This window comes from Yersinia sp. 1652 StPb PI (genome assembly GCF_041538345.1).
Lineage (GTDB): Bacteria > Pseudomonadota > Gammaproteobacteria > Enterobacterales > Enterobacteriaceae > Yersinia > Yersinia enterocolitica_E.
The window spans coordinates 2050844-2072588 of sequence record NZ_JAULSM010000001.1 but is presented as its reverse complement, the minus strand read 5'-3'; the positions used below and the strand labels follow the sequence as shown (position 1 = coordinate 2072588).

Here is a 21745-nt window from a genome sequence, read left to right as displayed (position 1 = left end):
TTTTGTTGGGTAAAGCGTAATATTATAACATTCACTCGGTTCTGCAAACGTAATCATAATGTCCACATTGGTAACTCTACATAATATATCCGTCACTTTTGGTAGTCGGCGGGTACTGAACGATATCTCCCTTTCACTGCGACCGGGAAGAATTCTCACCCTGCTTGGGCCAAATGGTGCCGGTAAATCGACGCTGGTTCGCGTGGTACTGGGGCTGATTCCTCCCACCAGCGGCACGCTTGTCCGTCAGCCGGGCTTACGCATCGGTTATGTTCCGCAAAAACTCCATTTGGATGCCACATTACCGCTCACTGTAAGCCGTTTTATGCGTTTGAAACCGGGCGTCAAAAAGGCGGATATCCTGCCGGCACTCAAGCGTGTGCATGCAGCACATTTATTAGACCAACCCATGCAAAGGCTGTCTGGTGGTGAGAACCAACGCGTGCTGTTAGCCCGTGCATTACTGAACAAACCGCAGTTACTGGTACTGGATGAACCAACGCAAGGTGTTGATGTTAATGGGCAATTAGCGCTATACGACTTAATCGAGCAACTGCGTAAAGAGTTAGGCTGTGCTGTTATGATGGTTTCCCATGACTTGCATTTAGTGATGGCCAAAACTGATGAAGTATTATGCCTTAACCAACATATCTGCTGTTCTGGCGCACCAGAGGTGGTTTCCACTCATCCTGAATTTATTGCCATGTTTGGCAATCGTGGCGCTGAGCAGCTAGCGGTTTATCGCCACCACCATAATCATCGACACGATTTGCACGGAAAGATTATTTTGAAGAACAGCGGGAGTCGTGAGGCATGATTGAATTATTGCTACCTGGCTGGTTAGCAGGAGTATTATTGGCAACAGCGGCCGGCCCGCTGGGGTCGTTCGTCGTTTGGCGTCGAATGTCCTATTTTGGTGATACTCTGGCCCATGCCTCCTTACTGGGTGTTGCTTTTGGTTTACTGCTAAATGTGAATCCGTTTTATGCCGTGATTGTAATGACCATGGTATTAGCCGTGATTCTGGTGTGGTTAGAACGTCGCCCACAGTTAGCAGTCGATACGCTACTGGGGATCATGGCTCACAGCGCATTATCACTGGGCCTGGTGGTTGTGAGTCTGATGCATAATGTCCGGGTCGATTTAATGGCCTATCTGTTTGGTGATCTGCTTTCCGTAACACTGAGTGATATCTGGTTGATTGCCGTAGGTGTTATTGTGGTGTTAGCAGTGCTGTGCTGGCAATGGCGGGCACTGCTGTCAATGACGGTTAGCCCGGAGCTGGCTCATGTTGATGGGGTCAACCTGGAACGGGTACGGATGTTGCTAATGCTGGTCACCGCACTGACTATCGGGCTGTCGATGAAGTTTGTTGGCGCGCTGATTATCACCTCACTGCTAATCATTCCTGCCGCAGCAGCTCGTCGTTTTGCCCGAACCCCCGAACAGATGGCTGGAATTGCCATCGGTATCGGTATTGTTGCCGTGACCGGTGGTCTGACATTCTCTGCTTTCTATGACACCCCCGCCGGGCCTTCAGTAGTACTTTGTGCGGCGGTCATGTTTGTACTTAGCCTGTCACAAAAGGCGCGTGGATAATTGCTCGATTAAAGGGGGGGTTTAGAGTAATAACCCCCCTATCCACCCTTACCATTAATGTTGTCAAACCATTAACTCCCGCCACTAATAGCAATAACCTCGTTCACGATTAGCGTCTATTGCTAAACATTCCAACAATCATCAATTCTGTATTTTATATTTTAATTAGTGTGATCGACCACAAACACAATAAAATTGCAGTGTAATACCCTGCATATCACTCAAATCAATGAGCAATATAATGGTTATGCAGATACATCTTTCATTTCTGCATGGGCTTGTATGCTCCCAATTTACGCAGAATGATTATTCCGCAGAGGCGGCTCTCATGGATAGATCCACACCCACTGGTTTACTTCAGCAACCCAAACCATTCTTCATGATTTTCTTTGTCGAACTATGGGAGAGGTTCGGTTATTACGGTGTTCAAGGTATTCTTGCTGTTTTCTTCGTGAAGCAGTTAGGGTTTTCACAGGAACAAGCGTTTGTCACTTTTGGGGCTTTTGCCGCTTTGGTTTATGGCCTGATTTCGATTGGTGGATATGTCGGCGACCATTTATTAGGCACTAAACGCACCATGGTATTAGGCGCTATCGTGCTGGCTCTCGGATACTTTGCTACCGGTTTATCACTGTATAACCCAAATCTAATCTTCTTTGCTTTGGGGACCATTGCTGTCGGTAATGGTTTGTTTAAAGCTAATCCGGCTAGCCTATTATCAAAATGCTATCCCCCCAAAGATCCACGCCTTGATGGGGCCTTCACCTTGTTTTACATGTCGATCAATATCGGCTCCCTAATTTCACTGTCATTGGCTCCGGTTATTGCCGAACGCTTCGGTTATACCGTGACCTATTATTTGTGCGGTATTGGTTTGATTTTTGCTTTGTTGGTCTATTTCTGCTGCCGCCATATGGTGAGTCATATCGGTTCCGAGCCTGATGCTAAACCGTTAAATTGGCGAAACTTGCTACTGGTACTGGCTGGTAGTGCGGTGATGATATGTCTCTGCGCTTGGTTAATGAACCATGTGGTGATTGCCAATCTGGTGCTGATCGTCTTATCGTTGATTGTGGTATTTATCTTTTTCAAAGAAGCATTTAAGCAGGATAAATTAGGCCGCAATAAAATGTATGTCGCTTTTATTCTGATGATTGAAGCTATCGTCTTCTACGTGCTGTATGCACAGATGCCAACGTCACTCAACTTCTTCGCCATCAATAATGTTCATCATGAAATTCTTGGTTTCACTATCAATCCGGTGAGTTTCCAGGCACTAAATCCATTCTGGGTAGTGGTGGCCAGCCCGATTTTAGCCTCAATTTATACCCGCCTGGGCAGTAAAAACCGTGACTTATCGATGCCGGCCAAATTTACTTTAGGTATGTTTTTATGTTCACTGGGTTTTCTGACAGCGGCCGCTGCGGGGATGTGGTTTGCTGATGCACAAGGTCTGACATCACCTTGGTTTATCGTTCTGGTTTACTTATTCCAGAGCCTGGGGGAATTGATGATCAGTGCTTTAGGTTTAGCGATGGTGGCGGCACTGGTACCGCAATATCTGATGGGCTTTATTCTGGGGATGTGGTTCCTGACGCAAGCCGCATCGTTCCTGATTGGCGGTTATGTTGCCACCTTTACCGCGACACCAGAAGGGATAACAGACCCACTCGAAACACTGCCTATCTATACCGATGTTTTTGGCAAAATTGGTATCACCACCCTGGCCATTGCATTGGTTATGGCGCTACTCATTCCATGGCTTAATCGAATGATTAACATACCTGTCGGCGAACAAGCAACCGCCTGACTATCACGCCATCAGGGCTGGCATTGGCTCAGCCCTGCATCAAAAAATTTACTCTTCGCGGGTAATCCCAAAATGTTTGTAGGCATGATTGGTGGCAATTCGCCCACGTGGTGTGCGTTGAATAAAACCTTGTTGGATCAAATAAGGTTCCAGCACGTCTTCAATCGTTTCCCGCTCTTCGCCAATCGCGGCGGCCAAGTTATCCAGCCCGACCGGACCGCCCATAAACTTGTCAATCACGGCGAGCAACAGCTTACGGTCCATAAAGTCAAACCCTTCGGCATCGACATTAAGCATATCTAGCGCTTTCATCGCCACATCGCCGTTAATCGCGCCATCGGCTCTGACTTCAGCAAAATCTCGCACCCGGCGCAGCAGACGGTTAGTGATACGTGGCGTCCCTCTTGAACGACGCGCCAGTTGATGAGCCCCTTCTGGCGTCAGTTCCAACCCCATACACTTGGCACTGCGCGCGACAATATGTTCTAAATCTGCCACCTGATAAAACTCCAGGCGTTGCACAATACCAAACCTGTCACGCAGTGGAGAGGTCAATGAACCGGCGCGAGTGGTGGCACCAATCAGGGTAAATGGCGGCAGATCAAGTTTGATTGAACGGGCGGCGGGGCCTTCACCAATCATGATATCCAATTGATAATCTTCCATTGCCGGATAGAGGATCTCCTCTACAACCGGCGATAATCGATGGATTTCATCAATAAACAGGACATCGTGTGGCTCAAGATTGGTCAGCATCGCCGCTAAGTCACCGGCCTTTTCCAAGACCGGGCCGGAGGTAGTTCGCAGGTTCACCCCCATCTCATTAGCAACAATATTTGCCAATGTGGTTTTACCCAGCCCTGGCGGGCCGAAAATCAGGACATGATCAAGCGCGTCGCCACGCTGTTTTGCCGCCTGAATGAAGATTTCCATTTGCTCGCGGACGTGGGGCTGCCCGACATATTCAGCCAATAGCTTTGGTCGGATAGCCCGATCAATGCTCTCTTCATCACTGATAATACCTGCCGATATCAGGCGGTCTGCTTCAATCATCCTGTATGACTCACTCTATAATGCGGAACGCAGAGCGTCGCGGATCAGGGTTTCACAGTCAGCACCCGGTTTAGCTATTTTGCTCACCAAACGGCTGGCTTCCTGTGGTTTATAGCCCAAAGCAACCAGTGCCGAAGCAGCTTCCGCCTCAATATCGGCATCCGATGTTTGCGATGAACTGGCGGGCAACTGAATATCGCCGGTATTATTGAACAGATCGCCATTCAGACCTTTAAAGCGGTCTTTCATTTCCACCACCAGCCGTTCGGCCGTCTTCTTGCCGACACCGGGTAATTTAACCAACGTGGTAATGTCTTCCCGTTCAACCGCGGCCACAAATTGCTGCGCAGACATGCCGGAGAGAATGGCCAGCGCCAGTTTAGGGCCGACACCGTTAACTTTAATCAGTTCGCGAAACAGCGCCCGCTCCTGCTTATCATTAAAGCCATACAAAAGCTGAGCATCTTCACGCACGATAAATTGGGTAAAGATAATGGCTTCCTGCCCCAAGTCCGGCAGCTCATAAAAGCAGGTCATTGGTAATTGGACTTCATAGCCAACACCGTTTGTTTCCAACAGCACCAGCGGTGGCTGTTTTTCCAGAATGATACCTCTGAGGCGCCCTATCACGTTGACTCTCTCCTCGTTTACCCGCGGTCGGGTATAAACATAATGGCTGTTTATAGCATAAAAAAGGCTGGATGGATATCCAGCCAACAATAACTGTTAACCTGTTCGCGTCTGGTAATAGGTTAGCGAATTCTGCCACGCGCCAATGTCATTTGGTCATTGCCCAATCGCAAGGTATTTTGACTAAGATGGCAATGGGTTATCGCAATAGCTAATGCATCGGCCGCATCGGCCTGGGGATTCGCTGGCAGTTTTAACAGTGAACGCACCATATGTTGAACCTGACTTTTTTCTGCCGCCCCGGTTCCCACCACAGTTTGCTTTACCTGGCGGGCTGCATATTCAGAAACCGGTAAATTCAGGTTTACCGCAGCAACAATTGCAGCGCCACGTGCTTGCCCCAGCTTTAACGCCGAATCCGGGTTTTTCGCCATAAACACTTGTTCAATAGCAAAAAAATCAGGTTGGAACTGAGTGATAATTTCAGTCACACCAGCATAAATTAGCTTCAGACGAGTAGGCATATCGTCAACAACAGTGCGGATACAGCCGCTGCCCAGATAAGTGAGCTGACGGCCTTGCTGGCGAATAACGCCATAACCGGTGACACGAGAACCGGGATCGATGCCTAATACGATCGCCATACCAGTTTTTTACCTTATTCGCTGCATTGCTTCTCATTAATACTATGTTGAGTAACATTAATGAGCAAAGGCACCGTACCTGTGCAATACCGGGGGGGCCTCTAAAAACACTGGCCACAGAATGCGGCCAGAGAGAATGACATAACTCATTGAACAACCGGATGAGATGACGCTGTTTTACAATGTTGCCGCCACTTCATCAGAGATTTCACCGTTATGGTAAACCTCTTGCACATCATCAGAATCTTCCAGCATATCGATCAAACGCAGCAGTTTTGGTGCGGTTTCCGCATCCAAATCCGCTTTGGTTGATGGAATCAACGCAACTTCAGCACCTTCTGCCACCAGACCCGCTGCATCCAAAGCATCTTTCACCGCACCCAGTGACTCCCAAGCCGTGAACACGTCAATAGCACCGTCATCATATACCACGATATCATCGGCACCCGCTTCCAATGCCGCATCCATCACGGTATCTTCAGCCAAACCTGGTGCGTAAGAAATGACGCCTTTTTTGGTAAACAGATAGGAAACAGAACCATCGGTTCCCAAATTACCGCCGGTCTTAGTGAATGCATGGCGGACTTCAGATACGGTACGGTTACGGTTATCACTCAGACATTCAACCATCACGGCAGTGCCGCCAGGTCCGTAGCCTTCGTAAATAATAGTTTCCATATTGTTATCTTCGTCACCACCAACACCACGGGCAATTGCGCGGTTCAGGGTGTCACGCGTCATATTATTCGATAGCGCTTTATCGATGGCCGCACGTAAACGTGGGTTTGCACCGGGATCACCACCACCCAGACGTGCCGCAGTCACCAGCTCACGGATAATTTTAGTGAAAATCTTACCGCGCTTAGCATCCTGTGCCGCTTTGCGGTGTTTTGTGTTGGCCCATTTACTATGACCTGCCATAAATAAGTATCTCCAAAAATACTAGCTTGAATAAAGAACATACTCTTCAATCGCTTGCTGATTACTCCAGGATTTAGTTAATGCTGCGGCATCTGCAGCATCTAACCACTGGTAGGCAAGATGTTCGGTGATAACCACATCCCGCTCTTCGGGTAACGCCAGACAGAACCAATGTTCTTTATTCCGCGTAACACCCGGCGCATAGCGACGGCGCAAATGCACAAAGAGTTCAAATTCCACACAACGCTGGCAGTCGAGTAGATCAAGGTTTTCACCCAGTATATCAATGCCGACTTCTTCCTTTACTTCGCGCTGTGCGGTTTGCCGCGGCGCTTCCCCCTCTTCCAGACTGCCGGTCACCGACTGCCAGAAATCAGGATCATCACGCCGTTGCAACATCAACACCCGACCACTGGATCTGGCGTAGATAACCGCCAGTATTGATTCGGGGCGCTTATAATTCATTACTGATTCTCTTCTTCCGCTACGTCTGTTGCCCCTTTCTTCGCCACTACGCTGATCGACAGCTCTTGCAGAGAAGCTGGATTAGCAAAGCTTGGCGCATCGGTCATCAGACAAGCCGCCGCAGTGGTTTTCGGGAAAGCAATGACATCACGAATGTTATCAGTACCGGTCAGCAGCATCACCAGACGATCCAGACCGAAAGCCAGACCTGCGTGTGGTGGTGTGCCATATTTCAATGCGTCCAGCAGGAAGCCAAATTTCTCACGTTGCTCGTGTTCATTGATACCCAGAATACCAAACACCTGTTGCTGCATTTCGGTACGATGAATACGCACGGAACCGCCACCCACTTCATAACCGTTAATCACCATATCGTACGCATTGGCGATAGCCGTAGTCGGTGCCGCAGCCAATTGCTCTGGGCTCATCTCTTTTGGTGCAGTAAACGGATGATGCATCGCCGTTAGGCCGCCTTCGCTATCATCTTCAAACATCGGGAAGTCAACAACCCACAGCGGCGCCCATGTTCCCAATTTGGTCAGTTCCAGATCACGACCTACTTTCAGACGCAATGCACCCATCGCGTCAGTGACGATTTTGTTGCTATCGGCACCAAAGAACAGGATATCGCCGCTTTCAGCCTGAGTGCGAGCCAGAATGGCTTCCAGTACCTCTGCACTGAGGAATTTCGCAATTGGGCTTTGTACACCCTCAACGCCGGCTGCACGGTCATTGACTTTCAACCATGCCAAGCCTTTCGCGCCATAGATGCTGACAAACTGGCCGTACTCATCAATTTGCTTACGGGTAACCTGTGCGCCACCGGGAACACGCAGTGCAGCGACACGACCTTTGACATCATTTGCCGGGCCAGAGAATACTTTAAACTCAACGTCTTTAACCAGATCCGCAACATCCACCAATTCCATTGGGTTACGCAGGTCTGGTTTATCAGAACCGAAACGACGCATAGCTTCAGCAAAAGTCATCACCGGGAAATCACCCAGCTCGACACCGTTGGTTTCCTGCCACAATTCACGCACCAGTTTCTCCATCACTTCGCGCACTTGATCGGCGGTCATGAAAGAGGTTTCAACATCGATTTGGGTGAATTCAGGCTGGCGGTCAGCACGCAAATCTTCATCACGGAAGCATTTTACGATCTGATAATAGCGGTCAAAACCAGACATCATCAGCAACTGTTTAAACAGTTGTGGTGATTGTGGCAATGCATAGAACTTGCCTTTGTGTACCCGGCTTGGCACCAGATAGTCACGCGCACCTTCTGGCGTTGCCTTGGTCAGCATTGGGGTTTCAATATCGAGGAAACCATGGCTGTCCATAAAGCGACGGACAAAGCTGGTGATTTTTGCACGGGTTTTCAGGCGATCGGCCATTTCCGGGCGACGCAAATCCAAATAGCGATACTTCAGACGCTGTTCTTCACTGTTGGTCTGATTAGAGTCCAGTGGCAACGGCTCAGAACGGTTGATGATATTCAGCGCATTGGCAAAGATTTCCACTTCACCCGTCAACATATCTTTATTGATTTGGCTATCTGGGCGCGCACGCACGGTGCCGGTAATCTGGATACAGAACTCATTACGCAACTCTGAAGCCTGTTCAAAAGCGGCTTTATGGTCTGGATCGAAAAATACCTGAACGATGCCTTCGCGATCACGCATATCAATAAAAATCAGACCACCGAGGTCACGACGACGGTTAACCCAACCACAAAGTGTAACGCTTTGGCCCACATGGGACAGATTCAACTGCCCGCAATACTCAGTACGCATACAATATCCTTTTACTCAGCCGATGCCACACGCGTTATGCACTGTCCGTGCGACTGTTTTCTTAGGTGTTTTGGATTAAAGAGTCTTGAAAAATGGGGGCCATTATAAAGGAATTTCATGGTATAGATAAGAGCGAACGCACAGCTCAGGCATGACAAAATCCCTTTCAGCGATGTTTTAACACATCATTTAACAAATTTATCCCCTCACAAGGACCGCCCGATAACATATGCTAGCAACAACGGGTCAGCAGGTGGAACCGCTCATCCAGACTTTCGCATAATGATATTGAGGCGTAACAGAATGAAACTTGATGCAAAAACCACCGCACTGGTACTGATTGATCTACAACAAGGGATCTTACCTTTTGCCAAAGGCCCCTATACGGCTGAACAGGTCATCGCCACCAACGCACAATTGGCAAAGCAGTTTCGCCTGCTGGGTGCTCCGGTGGTTTTGGTGCGAGTGGGTTGGTCTGACTCCTTCGCCGAGGCACTAAAACAGCCCGTAGATCAGCCAAGCCCTGCCCCCGAGGGTGGGTTGCCAGACTCATGGTGGACGTTCCCCGAACAACTCGCGGTGGCTGATCAAGATATCAAAATTACTAAACACCAGTGGGGCGCATTTTATGGCACAGATTTGGATTTACAATTGCGCCGACGCGGTATAAAGACCATCGTATTGGCGGGGATTGCCACCAATATCGGTGTGGAATCAACGGCTCGTGCCGCTTGGGAGCACGGTTATGAGTTGGTGATTGCCGAAGATGGTTGCAGTACGGCGAGCAGCGAGATGCAGCAGTTCGCATTTACACATATTTTCCCGCGAATATCCCGCGTGCGCAGCAGTAGCGAAATTCTTGCGGCCCTTAACGCGTAACGCTATAACGTCAGCGCAGCTAACAACGCTGTAGTACCAACTAAGAAAAGTTTACCCAAATTAATTGGTGTTACAGCTAGGCAGCAAATGAATGACAAATCGGTCGGGAATCGATTTGAACAGCATTTATGCTAGCCCGCAGGGTGAGCCTCAGTATGAGGCTCATTAATCTCGATGAGCTGACATTAGTCAGTGATTCGGGTGACAAATTTGCCGGGAGCAGATTTGAACGCTGCTTGCAGCGGCCTCGCAGAGGTGAGGCCCATGGATGGGCCGAGTAATGAGTGCAGCTAACAACGCAGTAGTACCAACTAAGAAAAGTTTACCCAAATTAATTGGTGTTACAGCTAGGCAGCAAATGAATGAATCTCGATGAGCTGACATTAGTCAGTGATTCGGGTGAATGAGTGCAGCTAACAACGCTGTAGCGCCAAGTAAGAAGGGTAAAATATGTATATCGGACTGCCGCAATGGCAACACCCAACCTGGAACCGGCTGGGTATTAAGGATTTAGCTGACTATAGCCGCTACTTTAATTGTGTTGAAGGGAATACCACGTTTTATGCATTGCCACGGCTGGAAATAGTACAGCGCTGGCGTGATATGACGCCGGACAGTTTCCGCTTTTGCTTTAAATTCCCCTCGACGATTAGCCATCAGGCGGCTTTGCGCGAATGTGAGCAAGATCTACAGGCTTTTTATCACTGTTTGGCCCCACTGCATGAACGCATTGGCCAGTTGTGGTTACAGTTGCCCGCTGCATTTGGGCCTAATGCGTTGAACCATTTGTGGCAATTTCTCGATAAATTGCCCGCAGGCTTCAATTATGGGGTCGAAGTGCGTCATCCTGAGTTTTTTGCCAAAGGTGCTGCTGAGTTGGCGCTCAATCAAGGTTTGCACCAACGGTCAATCAATCGGGTAATATTAGATAGCCGCGCTATTCATGCCGCCAAACCAGCAACTGCGGCCGTACGGGATGCACAAAGCAAGAAACCCCGCCTCCCTGTTCATGCCGTCGTCACTGGCAGTCACCCCTTGGTGCGATTTATTGGTGGCGACCAAATAGATGATAATTTGGCTCTATTTTCGCCATGGTTACAAAGACTGCCACTGTGGGAACAGCAATATCAGCCTTATTTATTCATTCACACACCAGATAACAGCGACTCGCCGCAGCAAGCGCAAAAGCTATGGCAACAGTTGGCAGCACGCATACCGACGCTAGTAACCGCACCTGACTGGCCTGAACAAGTGACGTTGTTTTAAGCTCATCTTTCCAAACACTAAACTGAACCTCAAGAAATGACAATCCATCGATTTTTCTAGCGACAGTGACCCAACAGGCGGTTATCATTATTCCGCCAGTCTATGGTTGGGCAATGGAGTTGAAAATGGTTAGCTCGCTTTATGTCGTGTTGGGCGCACTGTTATTGATAAAGCTTTCATTTGATGTGGTTAAATTGAGAAACCAGTACCGGGTAGCTTATGGCGACGGCGGTTTTTATGAATTACAAACCGCTATCCGGGTACATGGGAACGCCGTAGAATATATCCCTATTGCTGTCATTTTGCTCATTATGATGGAGATGAACGGTGCTGAAACGTGGATGATCCATATCTGTGGATTAATGCTGATAGTTGGCCGCCTGCTGCATTATTATGGTTTACGCCATCGCGAAATTCGCTGGCGTCGCTCCGGGATGAGCGCCACCTATGTTTCTTTGGTATTAATGGTTATAGCTAATATTTACTACTTGCCTTGGGATCAGATTTTCAGTCTGACCTGATAGGCTTATCGCTTGTTCCGTTGCGAGGTCCCCATCGCCGGAGTTCTATTAGTTTGGGCGGCTGACTACCGCCTTCACGCTCATCTGTGTCTATCCGCTCTCTTCTCACGCATTATCACGCTAATGCGTTTGGTTTTCTGTTATAATATGCGCCTTAAATTTCTTGTTAATGCCAATGACAGTCATGCCAAATCGCGACACTCAATCTCAAAACGACGCACAACGCCATCCGGCTGGGGCTATCGAGCCACTGCGTGACAGCCTATTTGCTGCCCCTATTGCCAAGTTAGGTGACTGGACCTTCGACGAAAAAGTTGCTGAAGTGTTCCCCGATATGATCCAGCGATCGGTCCCTGGTTACTCCAATATTATTTCGATGATAGGCATGTTGGCGGAACGTTTTGTGCAGCCTCACAGCCAGATTTATGATCTCGGCTGCTCGCTGGGTGCGGCCACCCTGTCAATGCGCCGTAATATTAAGGCTGAAGGTTGCAAAATTATTGCCGTGGATAACTCGCCAGCAATGGTCGAACGTTGTCGCCGCCATCTTGATGCTTTCCGGGCGGAAACGCCGGTGGAGGTTGTGGAGTCCGATATTCTGGATATTCGGCTGGAAAATGCCTCCATGGTGGTGCTTAACTTCACTCTACAATTCCTTGAACCGGCAGATCGCCAGCGGCTACTTAACCAAGTGTACCAAGGGTTACGCCCGGGAGGTGCTCTGGTGTTATCCGAAAAATTCAATTTTGAAGATAACGATATTGGCGAATTACTGTTCAATATGCACCTCGATTTTAAGCGCGCTAATGGCTATAGCGAACTGGAAATCAGTCAGAAACGCAGCATGCTGGAGAACGTCATGTTAACCGACTCGGTTGAAACCCATAAACAACGCTTGCATCAGGCGGGTTTTGAACACGCAGAAGTCTGGTTTCAATGCTTTAACTTTGGTTCACTGATCGCCCTGAAAGCAGGAGAGGCGCAATGATTGAATTTGGCGATTTTTACCGGCTGATTGCCAAAGGACCGTTAAGCCCATGGTTAGATACCCTGCCCGCTCAGCTCAGTGCCTGGCAGCGTGAGTCGTTACACGGCAAGTTTAAAACCTGGTTTAATGCGGTAGAGCATTTGCCGTTACTGACACCGACCACATTGGATTTGCGTGACGGGGTACGGGCAGAAATGTCCCCCCCGATTTCTGCCGGCCAGCGGGAAGGGATGGAGAATATGTTGCGTGCGCTGATGCCGTGGCGCAAAGGCCCATTCTCGCTATATGGGCTGGATATTGATACTGAATGGCGTTCTGACTGGAAATGGCAACGGGTGTTACCCCATATCAGCCCACTGGCTGGCCGTAGCATTTTGGATGTCGGTTGTGGTAGTGGTTATCATTTGTGGCGCATGATTGGCGAAGGTGCCCATCTGGCCGTCGGTATCGACCCAATGCAACTGTTTTTATGCCAATTTGAAGCTATTCGTAAACTGCTAGGGGGGGATCAGCGAGCGCATGTGTTGCCACTGGGTATCGAACAGCTGCCGGAACTGGCAGCCTTTGATACCGTATTCTCGATGGGGGTGCTGTATCATCGTCGCTCACCTTTGGACCACCTTTATCAGCTCAAAAATCAGTTGGTCAGCGACGGTGAACTGGTACTTGAAACCTTAGTCGTTGCAGGCGATAGCCAACAGGTGTTAGTCCCGGGTGACCGTTACGCTCAGATGCGCAACGTATATTTCATTCCATCGGCACCGGCATTGAAAGCCTGGTTGGAAAAGTGTGGGTTTGTCGATGTCAGAATCGCTGATATGGCGGTGACCACCACCGATGAACAACGCCGTACTGACTGGATGACCAGCGAATCGTTAGCCGAGTTTCTTGACCCACATGACCCGAGTAAAACGGTGGAAGGCTACCCTGCTCCCCTCCGAGCGGTATTAATCGCGCGTAAGCCATAATAAGACTGCCCCGGCGTAATTGGCCGGGGCAGTGTACAACGGTTGGCAGCGCGGTTGAAAGATCTAGGCACTTTGTGAGAGGGGGCGGCCCATCACTAATAAACTCTTCATTGCCTCAACAACATCACCATCAACACAATAATGGGCAAACTCATCAACATCACTGTCTGCACACATAGTGACGCCCGCTTTGCGATATTTCATCGTCGATGGGACCGCCCGCCCGGCAGAGCTGTGCAGCTCACGGATACCGGCATCAATAAACTTTTGCATATTCGTCAAACGAACCCCAGCGCCCGCCATGATAACCGGCCCTTTATCCTGGGTTGCAGCCAGCAAATCTTTTAATAACGCCAACCCCAGCTCAGCATTTGGCTGCTGGCCCGAGGTTAAAATCCGCGCCACATTCAGGTCAGTTAATTGCTGTAAGGCAATCATTGGGTTCTGGCACATATCAAATGCCCGGTGGAAAGTGACCGCCAATGGGCCACTGATGGACATTATCTCCCGCATCCGTGGCATATCAATGTGACCGTCGGTATCCAGTACACCAACCACTACGCCCGCAAATCCCATATCACGGATCCGCGCGATATCATTTTTGATGATTGCAAAATCATTATTGCTATAACAAAAATCGCCGCCTCGAGGCCTTACGATAGGATGCACCGGAATAGTAACAGTTTCATTGGCTTGCATTAATGTACCAACGCTGGGTGTTAAGCCCCCTTCGGACTGACCGCAGCACAATTCAATCCGGTCGGCTCCTGCCTTTTCTGCTATCTGCGCGCAATCAACGCTATAGCAACAAATTTCCAATATAGTCATTCTCTCTCCCGTTTGACGAACGCCACTGCGACAGTATCTATACCCGCTTACTTACGGGCATATAAATAAGAACTAAATAATTTACCTGTTGAATAAATAGCGAAGATCGCTCTCAAGTAAAAACAGAAACTAATAAAACATACTTAAGCGTTTACTATGGCACTCATTTTAAATCTATGAGTAGATGTCAGTCACAGTGATAACCATAAGTGAAAGTCGCTATCAAAATAAATAACCCATTAACGTTAAATATTTTGCTCGCTGGCTATAATTTGCCGCAAAGTATAGGGATGGAACTTAATGGTTATCTCACCATCACTCACCGCCAGTGTCGGGTTGGCTAAGCGCTCATGTTCCCCTTGTGGAGAACTGAATTTCTCGCTGATACCCTCCGGTAATGTGGCTGGTAATAAAGCACGAGCGCGTGACCTCAAGGTATGCGGGTCCCCCGGCAAGACTAGCTCGATATGCTCCCATCCCTGATGGGGGTAATGTGTTTTCCCCGGATAGGGTAATTCCACGCAATCGATCAGCCATGGCCCAACCACCAGAGGTTGAGCCAAGTCGAACAGGCAAATCACCCGACCATTAATCAGTGTCTCGGACATCAAATCACCGCACTGCGCTAACCCACTGCGCCAACGTTGCGCGGTTTCGACTTGGTGGCAACGTAACGAAATATGATCAGCGCTAAATTGCATTAAATCCAAATTCAATCGCGTGGCGAAGCCAGCCAGTTTTTGCTCAAAGCATGGTAAGTCAGTAAATAAGTCCTGTAATTCGGCAATATCTTTCAGACTACGCATCCGGCTCTCCTTTTGAATTGTTATTGCGGGCAGTAACGCGGCCATAATCTACCGTTATTACCGCTAATCAGCCATATTTAATCTAACCGTTTTGTTCTTTCGCATTCGCCATTGCTAATAAAATAACCGGTTAATCTATTTAGCCATGAGATTAGCGACAACCACTGGCCTGATGCTGACGCCGAGGGTCAAATATGGTATAAATCCTGCCATCTTGTGACTAACCCTCTGCCAGACGGCTCTGCCGCCCATCATTTTTGTGGTGAAAGGCTTTGGCCGTGTTTGAATTAACTGGCACAGAGATTTTCTTGTGCGTCATTAATCTGTCTTTTGTGCGTAATTAAGGTAACCCGGTGAATATTCAGGCTCTTCTCTCAGATAAAGTCAGCCAGGCGCTGATTGCAGCAGGTGCTCCAGCAGATAGCGAAGCTCAGGTTCGCCAATCTGCTAAAGCTCAATTTGGCGATTATCAAGCTAATGGCGTAATGGCCGTTGCCAAAAAACTTGGCATGCAACCAAGGCAACTGGCAGAAAAAGTCATCGAGCTGCTTGATCTTTCAGGTATTGCCAGCAAAGTTGAGATTGCCGGCCCCGGTTTTATCAATATATTTCTTGACCGCCAATGGGTTGCCAGCAAAGTAGAGCAGGCATTGACCGCGCCGAAGCTTGGAGTTACTCCCGTTGAGCCACAGACTATTGTCGTTGACTACTCTGCCCCCAATGTGGCCAAACAGATGCATGTCGGCCACCTGCGTTCAACCATCATCGGCGATGCAGCGGTGCGCACTTTAGAGTTTCTGGGACACAATGTTATTCGCGCTAACCACGTGGGTGACTGGGGAACCCAGTTCGGCATGTTGATCGCCTATTTGGAAAAGATGCAGAACGAAAATGCCAGTGATATGGGCTTATCGGATCTGGAACTTTTCTATCAGCAAGCCAAGAAAACCTATGACGAAGATGAAGCATTTGCCCAACGCGCCCGCGCTTATGTAGTAAAACTGCAAGGCGGTGACGAGTATTGCCGCCAGATGTGGCGCAAGTTAGTCGATATCACCATGGCGCAAAACCAGATTGCCTATGATCGGTTGAATGTCACACTGACCAAAGATGATGTCATGGGTGAAAGCCTGTATAACGCCATGTTGCCGGGTATTGTTGCTGATCTGAAAGCCAAAGGGCTGGCGGTCGAAAGCGAAGGCGCAACCGTGGTCTATCTGGATGAGTATAAAAATAAAGATGGTGAGCCAATGGGCGTCATCATTCAGAAAAAAGATGGCGGTTACCTCTACACCACCACAGATATCGCTTGTGCCAAATATCGCTATGAAACCTTGGGTGCAGACCGCGTGCTGTATTACATCGATACCCGCCAGCACCAGCATCTGATGCAGGCCTGGACTATCGTTCGTAAAGCCGGTTATGTTCCTGAGTCAGTACCACTTGAGCACCATATGTTTGGCATGATGCTGGGTAAAGACGGTAAGCCGTTTAAGACGCGTTCCGGCGGCACAGTGAAGCTTGCCGATTTACTGGATGAAGCTATCGAGCGTGCCGGCAAATTGATTGCCGAGAAAAATCCCGATATGCCCGCAGATGAACTAAAGCAGGTGGTGGACGCCGTCGGTATTGGTGCAGTGAAATATGCCGACTTGTCTAAGAGCCGTACCACTGACTATATCTTCGACTGGGATAACATGCTGGCACTGGACGGTAACACGGCACCTTATATGCAATATGCCTATACTCGTGTGGTTTCAGTATTTAAACGTGCCGGTATTGATGAAAGCAACCTGACATTGCCATTGGTTATCACCGAGGACCGTGAAGCGGCACTGGCTACCCGTCTGTTGCAGTTTGAAGAGGTCATCACTACGGTGGCCCGTGAAGGCACACCACATGTGATGTGTTCATACCTATATGATTTAGCAGGCTTATTCTCCAGCTTTTACGAACACTGTCAGATCCTCAATGCAGAAAGTGAAGAGATCCGCCAAAGCCGCCTGAAACTGGCGATGCTAACCGCAAAAACACTAAAACAAGGTCTGGATACTTTAGGTATTCAGACGGTCGAACGGATGTAATGGGCGATTATATCTAAAGCCGTTGCGCTGTAAAATGCAGGGCAGCGGCTATATCAGTGAAAAGGCACCCTTGGGTGCCTTTGTTATAATACCAGCCAGCAGATTAAATCACCGACCGCTAATTGCTCTCAGGGATGTCGGGTATCATAAACTCCCCGCTTGAATAATTGAAAATCCCACCCTGATGATAGCTATTACTTATATTTCCCACGTGCAGTTCTTTGATATTAGTAATAACTTTATTCTCCACGTTATTTATTTGTGCGGCTATCAATGTCGTTTTTCCTGACACCTTAATATCAGCAATTTTTTGCGCAATAATGCCTGACACATTCTTGTTCAATGTACGGCTCATCGCCATAGCCGCATCGGTCACGTTGTTCAGTGATAGGTCAGCACAGATAACCTCGTGGGTATCGGCGTCCATGGCGAGGTGCAATTTTCGCCAGACGCGGTGCTTTTTCACCTTCCACTCACCTTCGCCGAAAACTTTTAATCCGGTGGAATCGATAACGAGATGGGCAATCTCACCGCGTGAGGGGTTTTTAAAAGGGGTGCAGACGGACTTCGCTCGTCTGCTGACGCAGGAATAATCCGGGCAACGAAGCGGGAGCTTCATTAACGTAAAAATGGAATCAATGAAGCCCTGAGCGGCACGTTGTGTGAGTCGAAAGACGCGTTTGAGCATCAGTACAGTGGAAATAGCTAATGCAGAATAACGTTGTGGACACCCTCGTGAAGAGGTTTTTGGGTCGCCGTATCAGGCCTGGATGACCGACTCATCAAGTCAAAATGTCAGTGAACCCCGATTGACGAGAACCTTGTTGTAGGCGTACCAGTTGGTGATTTTGAACTTTTGCTTTGCCACGGGATACCGCCAGAGGGGGCAGGAATGTGGTGATCTGATCCCGATTGCGGCCAAAAATTCGATTTATTCAACACAGCCTGATTAGTAATGTAATTAGTCTATTTGTGTGCATTTATTTGATAGAAATAAAATTTCATTATGTAAAGCAATAAACATGAGGTATTAAAACATAAAAAAAAGCCCTAATAAGTTATCGGGGCTTTGGTTAGATTATTTATTTAAAATATAATTATATCTTGATTGACTCAGGACGTTCTCCGGGCAAAATCCCGAACTTTAAATCCGAGTAATGCCAGCGCGGCAAAGTAGGCAATCACCCCGGCGGCAACGACAGCAGACAACCGTAACAAGCGATAGGCCATCCCCCCCACATCCCACGCAGGCATCACCCAGAGCAGCCCCAGCAACACGGCCGACATCACCACAACACCGATAACCAGCTTGGTTAGAAATACGGCCCAACCCGGTTGTGGCTGGAATATTTTCTGTTTACGGAGCTGCCAATATAACAAGCTGGCATTAAGGCAAGCCCCCAACCCAATAGAGAGTGATAACCCAGCATGCTTGAGTGGCCCGATGAATATCAGGTTCATTACCTGGGTCAATATCAGTGTGATAATAGCAATTTTCACCGGCGTTTTAATATTCTGACGCGAGTAAAAACCGGGTGCCAACACTTTCACTACAATCAGCCCCATTAAACCAATGGAATAGGCCACTAACGCACGTTGCGTCATTGCCGCATCAAAAGCACTAAATTTACCGTATTGGAATAATGACACCACCAACGGTTTAGCTAAAATCCCTAATGCAACGGCACTTGGCAACGCCAATAGGAAACATAACCTTAGTCCCCAATCCATTAGTCGGGAATATTCATCATGATTGCCACTGGAGAAACTTTTTGCCAGTGAGGGCAATAAAATCGTGCCAAGCGCCACACCCAGCACCCCCGACGGAAACTCCATCAAACGGTCAGCGTAATACATCCAGGAAACGGAACCTGACACCAAGAATGAAGCAAAAATGGTGTTAATAATCAAAGAGATTTGGCTGACTGACACGCCGAGGATCGCCGGCCCCATTTGGCGCATAACCCGCCAGACCCCTGCATCACGCAGTGATAACCGTGGCAGCACCAACATACCAATCTTCTTCAGATGAGGGAGCTGATAGCCTAATTGCAGTACCCCGCCGACCACCACCGCCCAGGCCAGCGCCATGACTGGTGGATTGAAATAGGGTGCGGCAAACAGCGCAAAACCTATCATGCTGATATTAAGGAAAGTGGGCGCAAAAGCAGGAATAGAAAAACGATTCCAGGTATTAAGGATCGCCCCCACTAAGGAGGCCAGCGAAATTAGCAGAATATAAGGGAAAGTCACTCGCAGCAGCGCGGAGGTTAACGCAAACTTATCAGGTGTATCAGTAAAGCCGGGAGCCGTAATAAAAATCACCCAAGGCGCGGCCAACATCCCCAATACGGTCACTACCGCCAGTATCAGCGTTAACAGACCAGAGACGTAAGCAATGAAAGTGCGGGTTGCCTCCTCGCCCTGTTGACTTTTATATTCGGCCAGTATGGGGACAAAAGCCTGTGAGAATGCCCCTTCCGCGAATATCCGCCGCAATAGATTAGGCAATTTAAATGCCACAAAGAAGGCATCCGTTGCCATCCCGGCACCAAAAACCCGCGCCACTATCGCATCACGGGCAAAGCCTAATACGCGGGAAAACATGGTCATGGAACTGACGGCTGCCAGTGATTTCAGTAGATTCATAGGTTGTCTGATATGGGGTTCTGATCTGTTTTCCGATCTGTTTTTAATTCGCCGTAAATATCAACGCCTGCAATTAGCAGGCGTCGCTTCTACCCAATGGTTGAGGTACCGAAATTAAAGTGCCCCTGAAACGGTGTGAACACCGCCGCCAGTCTACGTATCCGGCGATGAATATCCATCGCAAGGTGTAACAAATTACTGACTTAGCCCGCTTTTTGCGCCATTTTGATCTGCATTATTGACTTATTGAACAGTATCCTGCTGTAAAATTTGCTCTATCATTCGCTGCGCATAAATAGCTTCGTCGCCCGAAACTTGTGGTGCCGTTTGGTTGCTGACTGCATCAATAAAATGATGCACTGCACCGGTAAAGCCTCGCAGGTCTAAGGTGGTTTGCCAACTGGCTACCGGCAAACTTATCACCTGCCCATCCGACTCCTGCTGCCAGTGGCTCATATTACTAACCTGATAACAGGCAGCCGTACTGACGGCTTGCACGCTTTCCCGCTGGGTCCCTGCGTGGCGGTGCATACTGGTAGTTATCAGACCATTGCCCGCTTGAAAATGGTGTTCTGCATACAGCATCTGTCCCAACGCATTTGTCTGAAGCGTTCCACTCAGGAGCTTTGCCGCTTCGCCACCAAGCCACAGAGCGGTATCCACCACATGCAGATAATCATCAAGCAAGGTAAAGCGCAGATCATTCGGCCCCACACTGTTCTGGCGATGTTTCTCCATCCGCAGCGATGCCGGGTGGATGACTTGTTGTTTCAGTTGTTGGTATAGCGGAGCAAAACGTCGGTTAAACCCGACCATCAGTGCCAAGTGCCGTTTCGCGGCCAGTGCTATCAATTGTTCGGATTGCTCGAGTGTTTCGGCCAGCGGCTTATCGACATAAACATGAATCCCGGCCTGCAACAGTTCACTGACCACCTTAAAATGGCTGGCAGTACTGCTGTGAACAAAAATAGCATCGCATTCAGCAGCTAACGTATCTAATCGAGAAAAATAGCGCATCCGATAGCTGTCACACACAGGTTGTGCTTTGATTTGATTGGGGGAGAACGCACCAACCAGTTGCCAGTCCCGTGCTTGAGTCAAAATAGGTAAATAGGCCTTTTGTGCAATACCGCCCAAACCGACAATACCAATACGTAGCTTTTTCATAGGATCCTTATTAATCATCCAACTGAATCAATACTTCATCCAACCGACGTGTCAGTGCGGCCACTTGCCGTTCAAGTTGGGCAACTCTCTCCTCAAGGGCGCTGCTTTCCCCTTCAGCACTCTCTGCTATTGCCGAGGCCGGGGCCGGGGCCGGGGCCACATCACCACTTAAAAGATGCATAAAGCGGCTTTCACGTTTACCCGGCTCACGGGCTAAACGCACCACAAATGGCCCATCTTCGCGGATGGCCAGTTGGTTCAATACCTCTTCTGTTTCAGTAACATCGGCAAACTCATACATCCGGTTAGTGCGAGTACGCAACTCTCCCGGTGTTTGTGCACCACGCAATAATAGTGTGGTAATCACCGCCAACTCAGCAGGGGAGAACTTTAGGTTGCCAAATTCCGAGTTGCAAAAACGGTGCTCGTACTTCATTACTCGGTTACCGCTCTGGGTGCGAATAAGGTGTTTTTTCAGCAAGAAATCCAGTGTCTGCTGGACTTCCGAATCGGATAACTCCATCACCGGTTCGCGGTTGGTTTTTTGGTTACAGGCGACGGTCACGCCATTGAGCGACATCGGATATTGCTCCGGTGTTGTCACTTGTTTTTCTAGCAAACAGCCAATAACTCTGGCTTCCTGTGCATTTAAACTGTGTTTCATCCTGACC

At 48.8% G+C, this 21745-nt stretch carries 20 protein-coding genes and 1 pseudogene; 9 read left to right on the top strand and 12 right to left on the bottom strand.

Annotated elements, in window-relative coordinates; all coding sequences use genetic code 11:
* Window positions 1–58: 58 nt before the first annotated feature.
* From znuC to dtpB, 3 genes are all read left to right on the top strand, one after another.
* Window positions 59–817, top strand: a complete 759-nt coding sequence (znuC, locus tag Q2T71_RS09590; protein ID WP_083158998.1) for a zinc ABC transporter ATP-binding protein ZnuC — start codon at window positions 59–61, stop codon at window positions 815–817.
* Window positions 814–1599, top strand: coding sequence for a zinc ABC transporter permease subunit ZnuB (gene znuB / locus Q2T71_RS09585; RefSeq protein WP_083158999.1), 786 nt, complete (start codon window positions 814–816; stop codon window positions 1597–1599). Before znuC ends, znuB begins: the two co-directional genes overlap by 4 nt.
* A gap of 328 nt (window positions 1600–1927) precedes the next feature.
* The gene (gene dtpB, locus Q2T71_RS09580) at window positions 1928–3409 is read left to right on the top strand and encodes a dipeptide/tripeptide permease DtpB (RefSeq protein ID WP_372558920.1); all 1482 of its coding nucleotides are present in this window, start codon (window positions 1928–1930) and stop codon (window positions 3407–3409) included.
* A 48-nt stretch (window positions 3410–3457) separates the two neighbouring features.
* Here the strand turns inward: dtpB and ruvB are convergent, their stop codons facing one another.
* The 6 genes from ruvB to aspS form a co-directional block, all read right to left on the bottom strand.
* On the bottom strand, window positions 3458–4462 hold the full coding sequence (gene ruvB, locus Q2T71_RS09575) for a Holliday junction branch migration DNA helicase RuvB (RefSeq protein WP_083159001.1): 1005 nt from the start codon (window positions 4460–4462) through the stop codon (window positions 3458–3460).
* A 15-nt stretch (window positions 4463–4477) separates the two neighbouring features.
* Window positions 4478–5092, bottom strand: a complete 615-nt coding sequence (ruvA, locus tag Q2T71_RS09570; RefSeq protein ID WP_083159002.1) for a Holliday junction branch migration protein RuvA — start codon at window positions 5090–5092, stop codon at window positions 4478–4480.
* Window positions 5093–5214: 122 nt separating this feature from the next.
* Window positions 5215–5736 carry a crossover junction endodeoxyribonuclease RuvC gene (gene ruvC, locus Q2T71_RS09565; RefSeq protein ID WP_005185237.1) on the bottom strand — a complete coding sequence of 174 codons (522 nt, stop codon included), beginning with the start codon at window positions 5734–5736 and terminating at the stop codon, window positions 5215–5217.
* A 177-nt stretch (window positions 5737–5913) separates the two neighbouring features.
* Entirely contained in the window at window positions 5914–6657 is a 744-nt protein-coding gene (locus tag Q2T71_RS09560) for a YebC/PmpR family DNA-binding transcriptional regulator (protein WP_083159003.1), read from the bottom strand.
* A 21-nt stretch (window positions 6658–6678) separates the two neighbouring features.
* Window positions 6679–7122, bottom strand: a complete 444-nt coding sequence (gene nudB, locus Q2T71_RS09555) for a dihydroneopterin triphosphate diphosphatase (RefSeq protein ID WP_372558919.1) — start codon at window positions 7120–7122, stop codon at window positions 6679–6681.
* On the bottom strand, window positions 7122–8918 hold the full coding sequence (gene aspS, locus Q2T71_RS09550) for an aspartate--tRNA ligase (RefSeq protein WP_372558918.1): 1797 nt from the start codon (window positions 8916–8918) through the stop codon (window positions 7122–7124). The genes nudB and aspS overlap by 1 nt, the downstream gene beginning before the upstream one ends.
* A 303-nt stretch (window positions 8919–9221) precedes the next feature.
* Here aspS and Q2T71_RS09545 point away from each other — a divergent pair, with 303 nt between their 5' ends.
* The 5 genes from Q2T71_RS09545 to cmoB all read left to right on the top strand — a co-directional run bounded on the left by Q2T71_RS09545 (window position 9222) and on the right by cmoB (window position 13540).
* Window positions 9222–9797, top strand: a complete 576-nt coding sequence (locus tag Q2T71_RS09545; protein WP_372558917.1) for a hydrolase — start codon at window positions 9222–9224, stop codon at window positions 9795–9797.
* 450 nt (window positions 9798–10247) lie between these two features.
* The gene (locus Q2T71_RS09540) at window positions 10248–11063 is read left to right on the top strand and encodes a DUF72 domain-containing protein (protein ID WP_372558916.1); all 816 of its coding nucleotides are present in this window, start codon (window positions 10248–10250) and stop codon (window positions 11061–11063) included.
* Between the two features lie 125 nt (window positions 11064–11188).
* Window positions 11189–11584, top strand: coding sequence for an MAPEG family protein (locus tag Q2T71_RS09535; RefSeq protein WP_083163679.1), 396 nt, complete (start codon window positions 11189–11191; stop codon window positions 11582–11584).
* Between the two features lie 184 nt (window positions 11585–11768).
* The gene (gene cmoA / locus Q2T71_RS09530; protein WP_102970419.1) at window positions 11769–12572 is read left to right on the top strand and encodes a carboxy-S-adenosyl-L-methionine synthase CmoA; all 804 of its coding nucleotides are present in this window, start codon (window positions 11769–11771) and stop codon (window positions 12570–12572) included.
* On the top strand, window positions 12569–13540 hold the full coding sequence (cmoB, locus tag Q2T71_RS09525) for a tRNA 5-methoxyuridine(34)/uridine 5-oxyacetic acid(34) synthase CmoB (RefSeq protein WP_372558915.1): 972 nt from the start codon (window positions 12569–12571) through the stop codon (window positions 13538–13540). The genes cmoA and cmoB overlap by 4 nt, the downstream gene beginning before the upstream one ends.
* 63 nt (window positions 13541–13603) lie before the next feature.
* Here the strand turns inward: cmoB and cutC are convergent, their stop codons facing one another.
* Complete coding sequence (cutC, locus tag Q2T71_RS09520) at window positions 13604–14368, bottom strand: copper homeostasis protein CutC (protein WP_083159007.1); 765 nt, start codon at window positions 14366–14368, stop codon at window positions 13604–13606.
* 245 nt (window positions 14369–14613) lie between these two features.
* On the bottom strand, window positions 14614–15174 hold the full coding sequence (locus Q2T71_RS09515; protein ID WP_372558914.1) for a VOC family protein: 561 nt from the start codon (window positions 15172–15174) through the stop codon (window positions 14614–14616).
* Between the two features lie 353 nt (window positions 15175–15527).
* Here Q2T71_RS09515 and argS point away from each other — a divergent pair, with 353 nt between their 5' ends.
* Window positions 15528–17258, top strand: a complete 1731-nt coding sequence (argS, locus tag Q2T71_RS09510; protein WP_372558913.1) for an arginine--tRNA ligase — start codon at window positions 15528–15530, stop codon at window positions 17256–17258.
* 364 nt (window positions 17259–17622) lie between these two features.
* Here argS and Q2T71_RS09505 read toward each other — a convergent pair.
* The 4 genes and pseudogenes from Q2T71_RS09505 to Q2T71_RS09490 all read right to left on the bottom strand — a co-directional run.
* Window positions 17623–18126 (bottom strand): annotated as a pseudogene (locus Q2T71_RS09505) (IS5 family transposase); the annotation flags it as partial.
* A 245-nt stretch (window positions 18127–18371) separates the two neighbouring features.
* Entirely contained in the window at window positions 18372–19907 is a 1536-nt protein-coding gene (gene murJ / locus Q2T71_RS09500) for a murein biosynthesis integral membrane protein MurJ (RefSeq protein WP_372558912.1), read from the bottom strand.
* Window positions 19908–20150: 243 nt separating this feature from the next.
* The gene (locus Q2T71_RS09495; protein WP_372558911.1) at window positions 20151–21092 is read right to left on the bottom strand and encodes a Gfo/Idh/MocA family protein; all 942 of its coding nucleotides are present in this window, start codon (window positions 21090–21092) and stop codon (window positions 20151–20153) included.
* Window positions 21085–21738, bottom strand: a complete 654-nt coding sequence (locus Q2T71_RS09490) for a DUF480 domain-containing protein (protein ID WP_372558910.1) — start codon at window positions 21736–21738, stop codon at window positions 21085–21087. Before Q2T71_RS09490 ends, Q2T71_RS09495 begins: the two co-directional genes overlap by 8 nt.
* Window positions 21739–21745 lie beyond the last annotated feature (7 nt).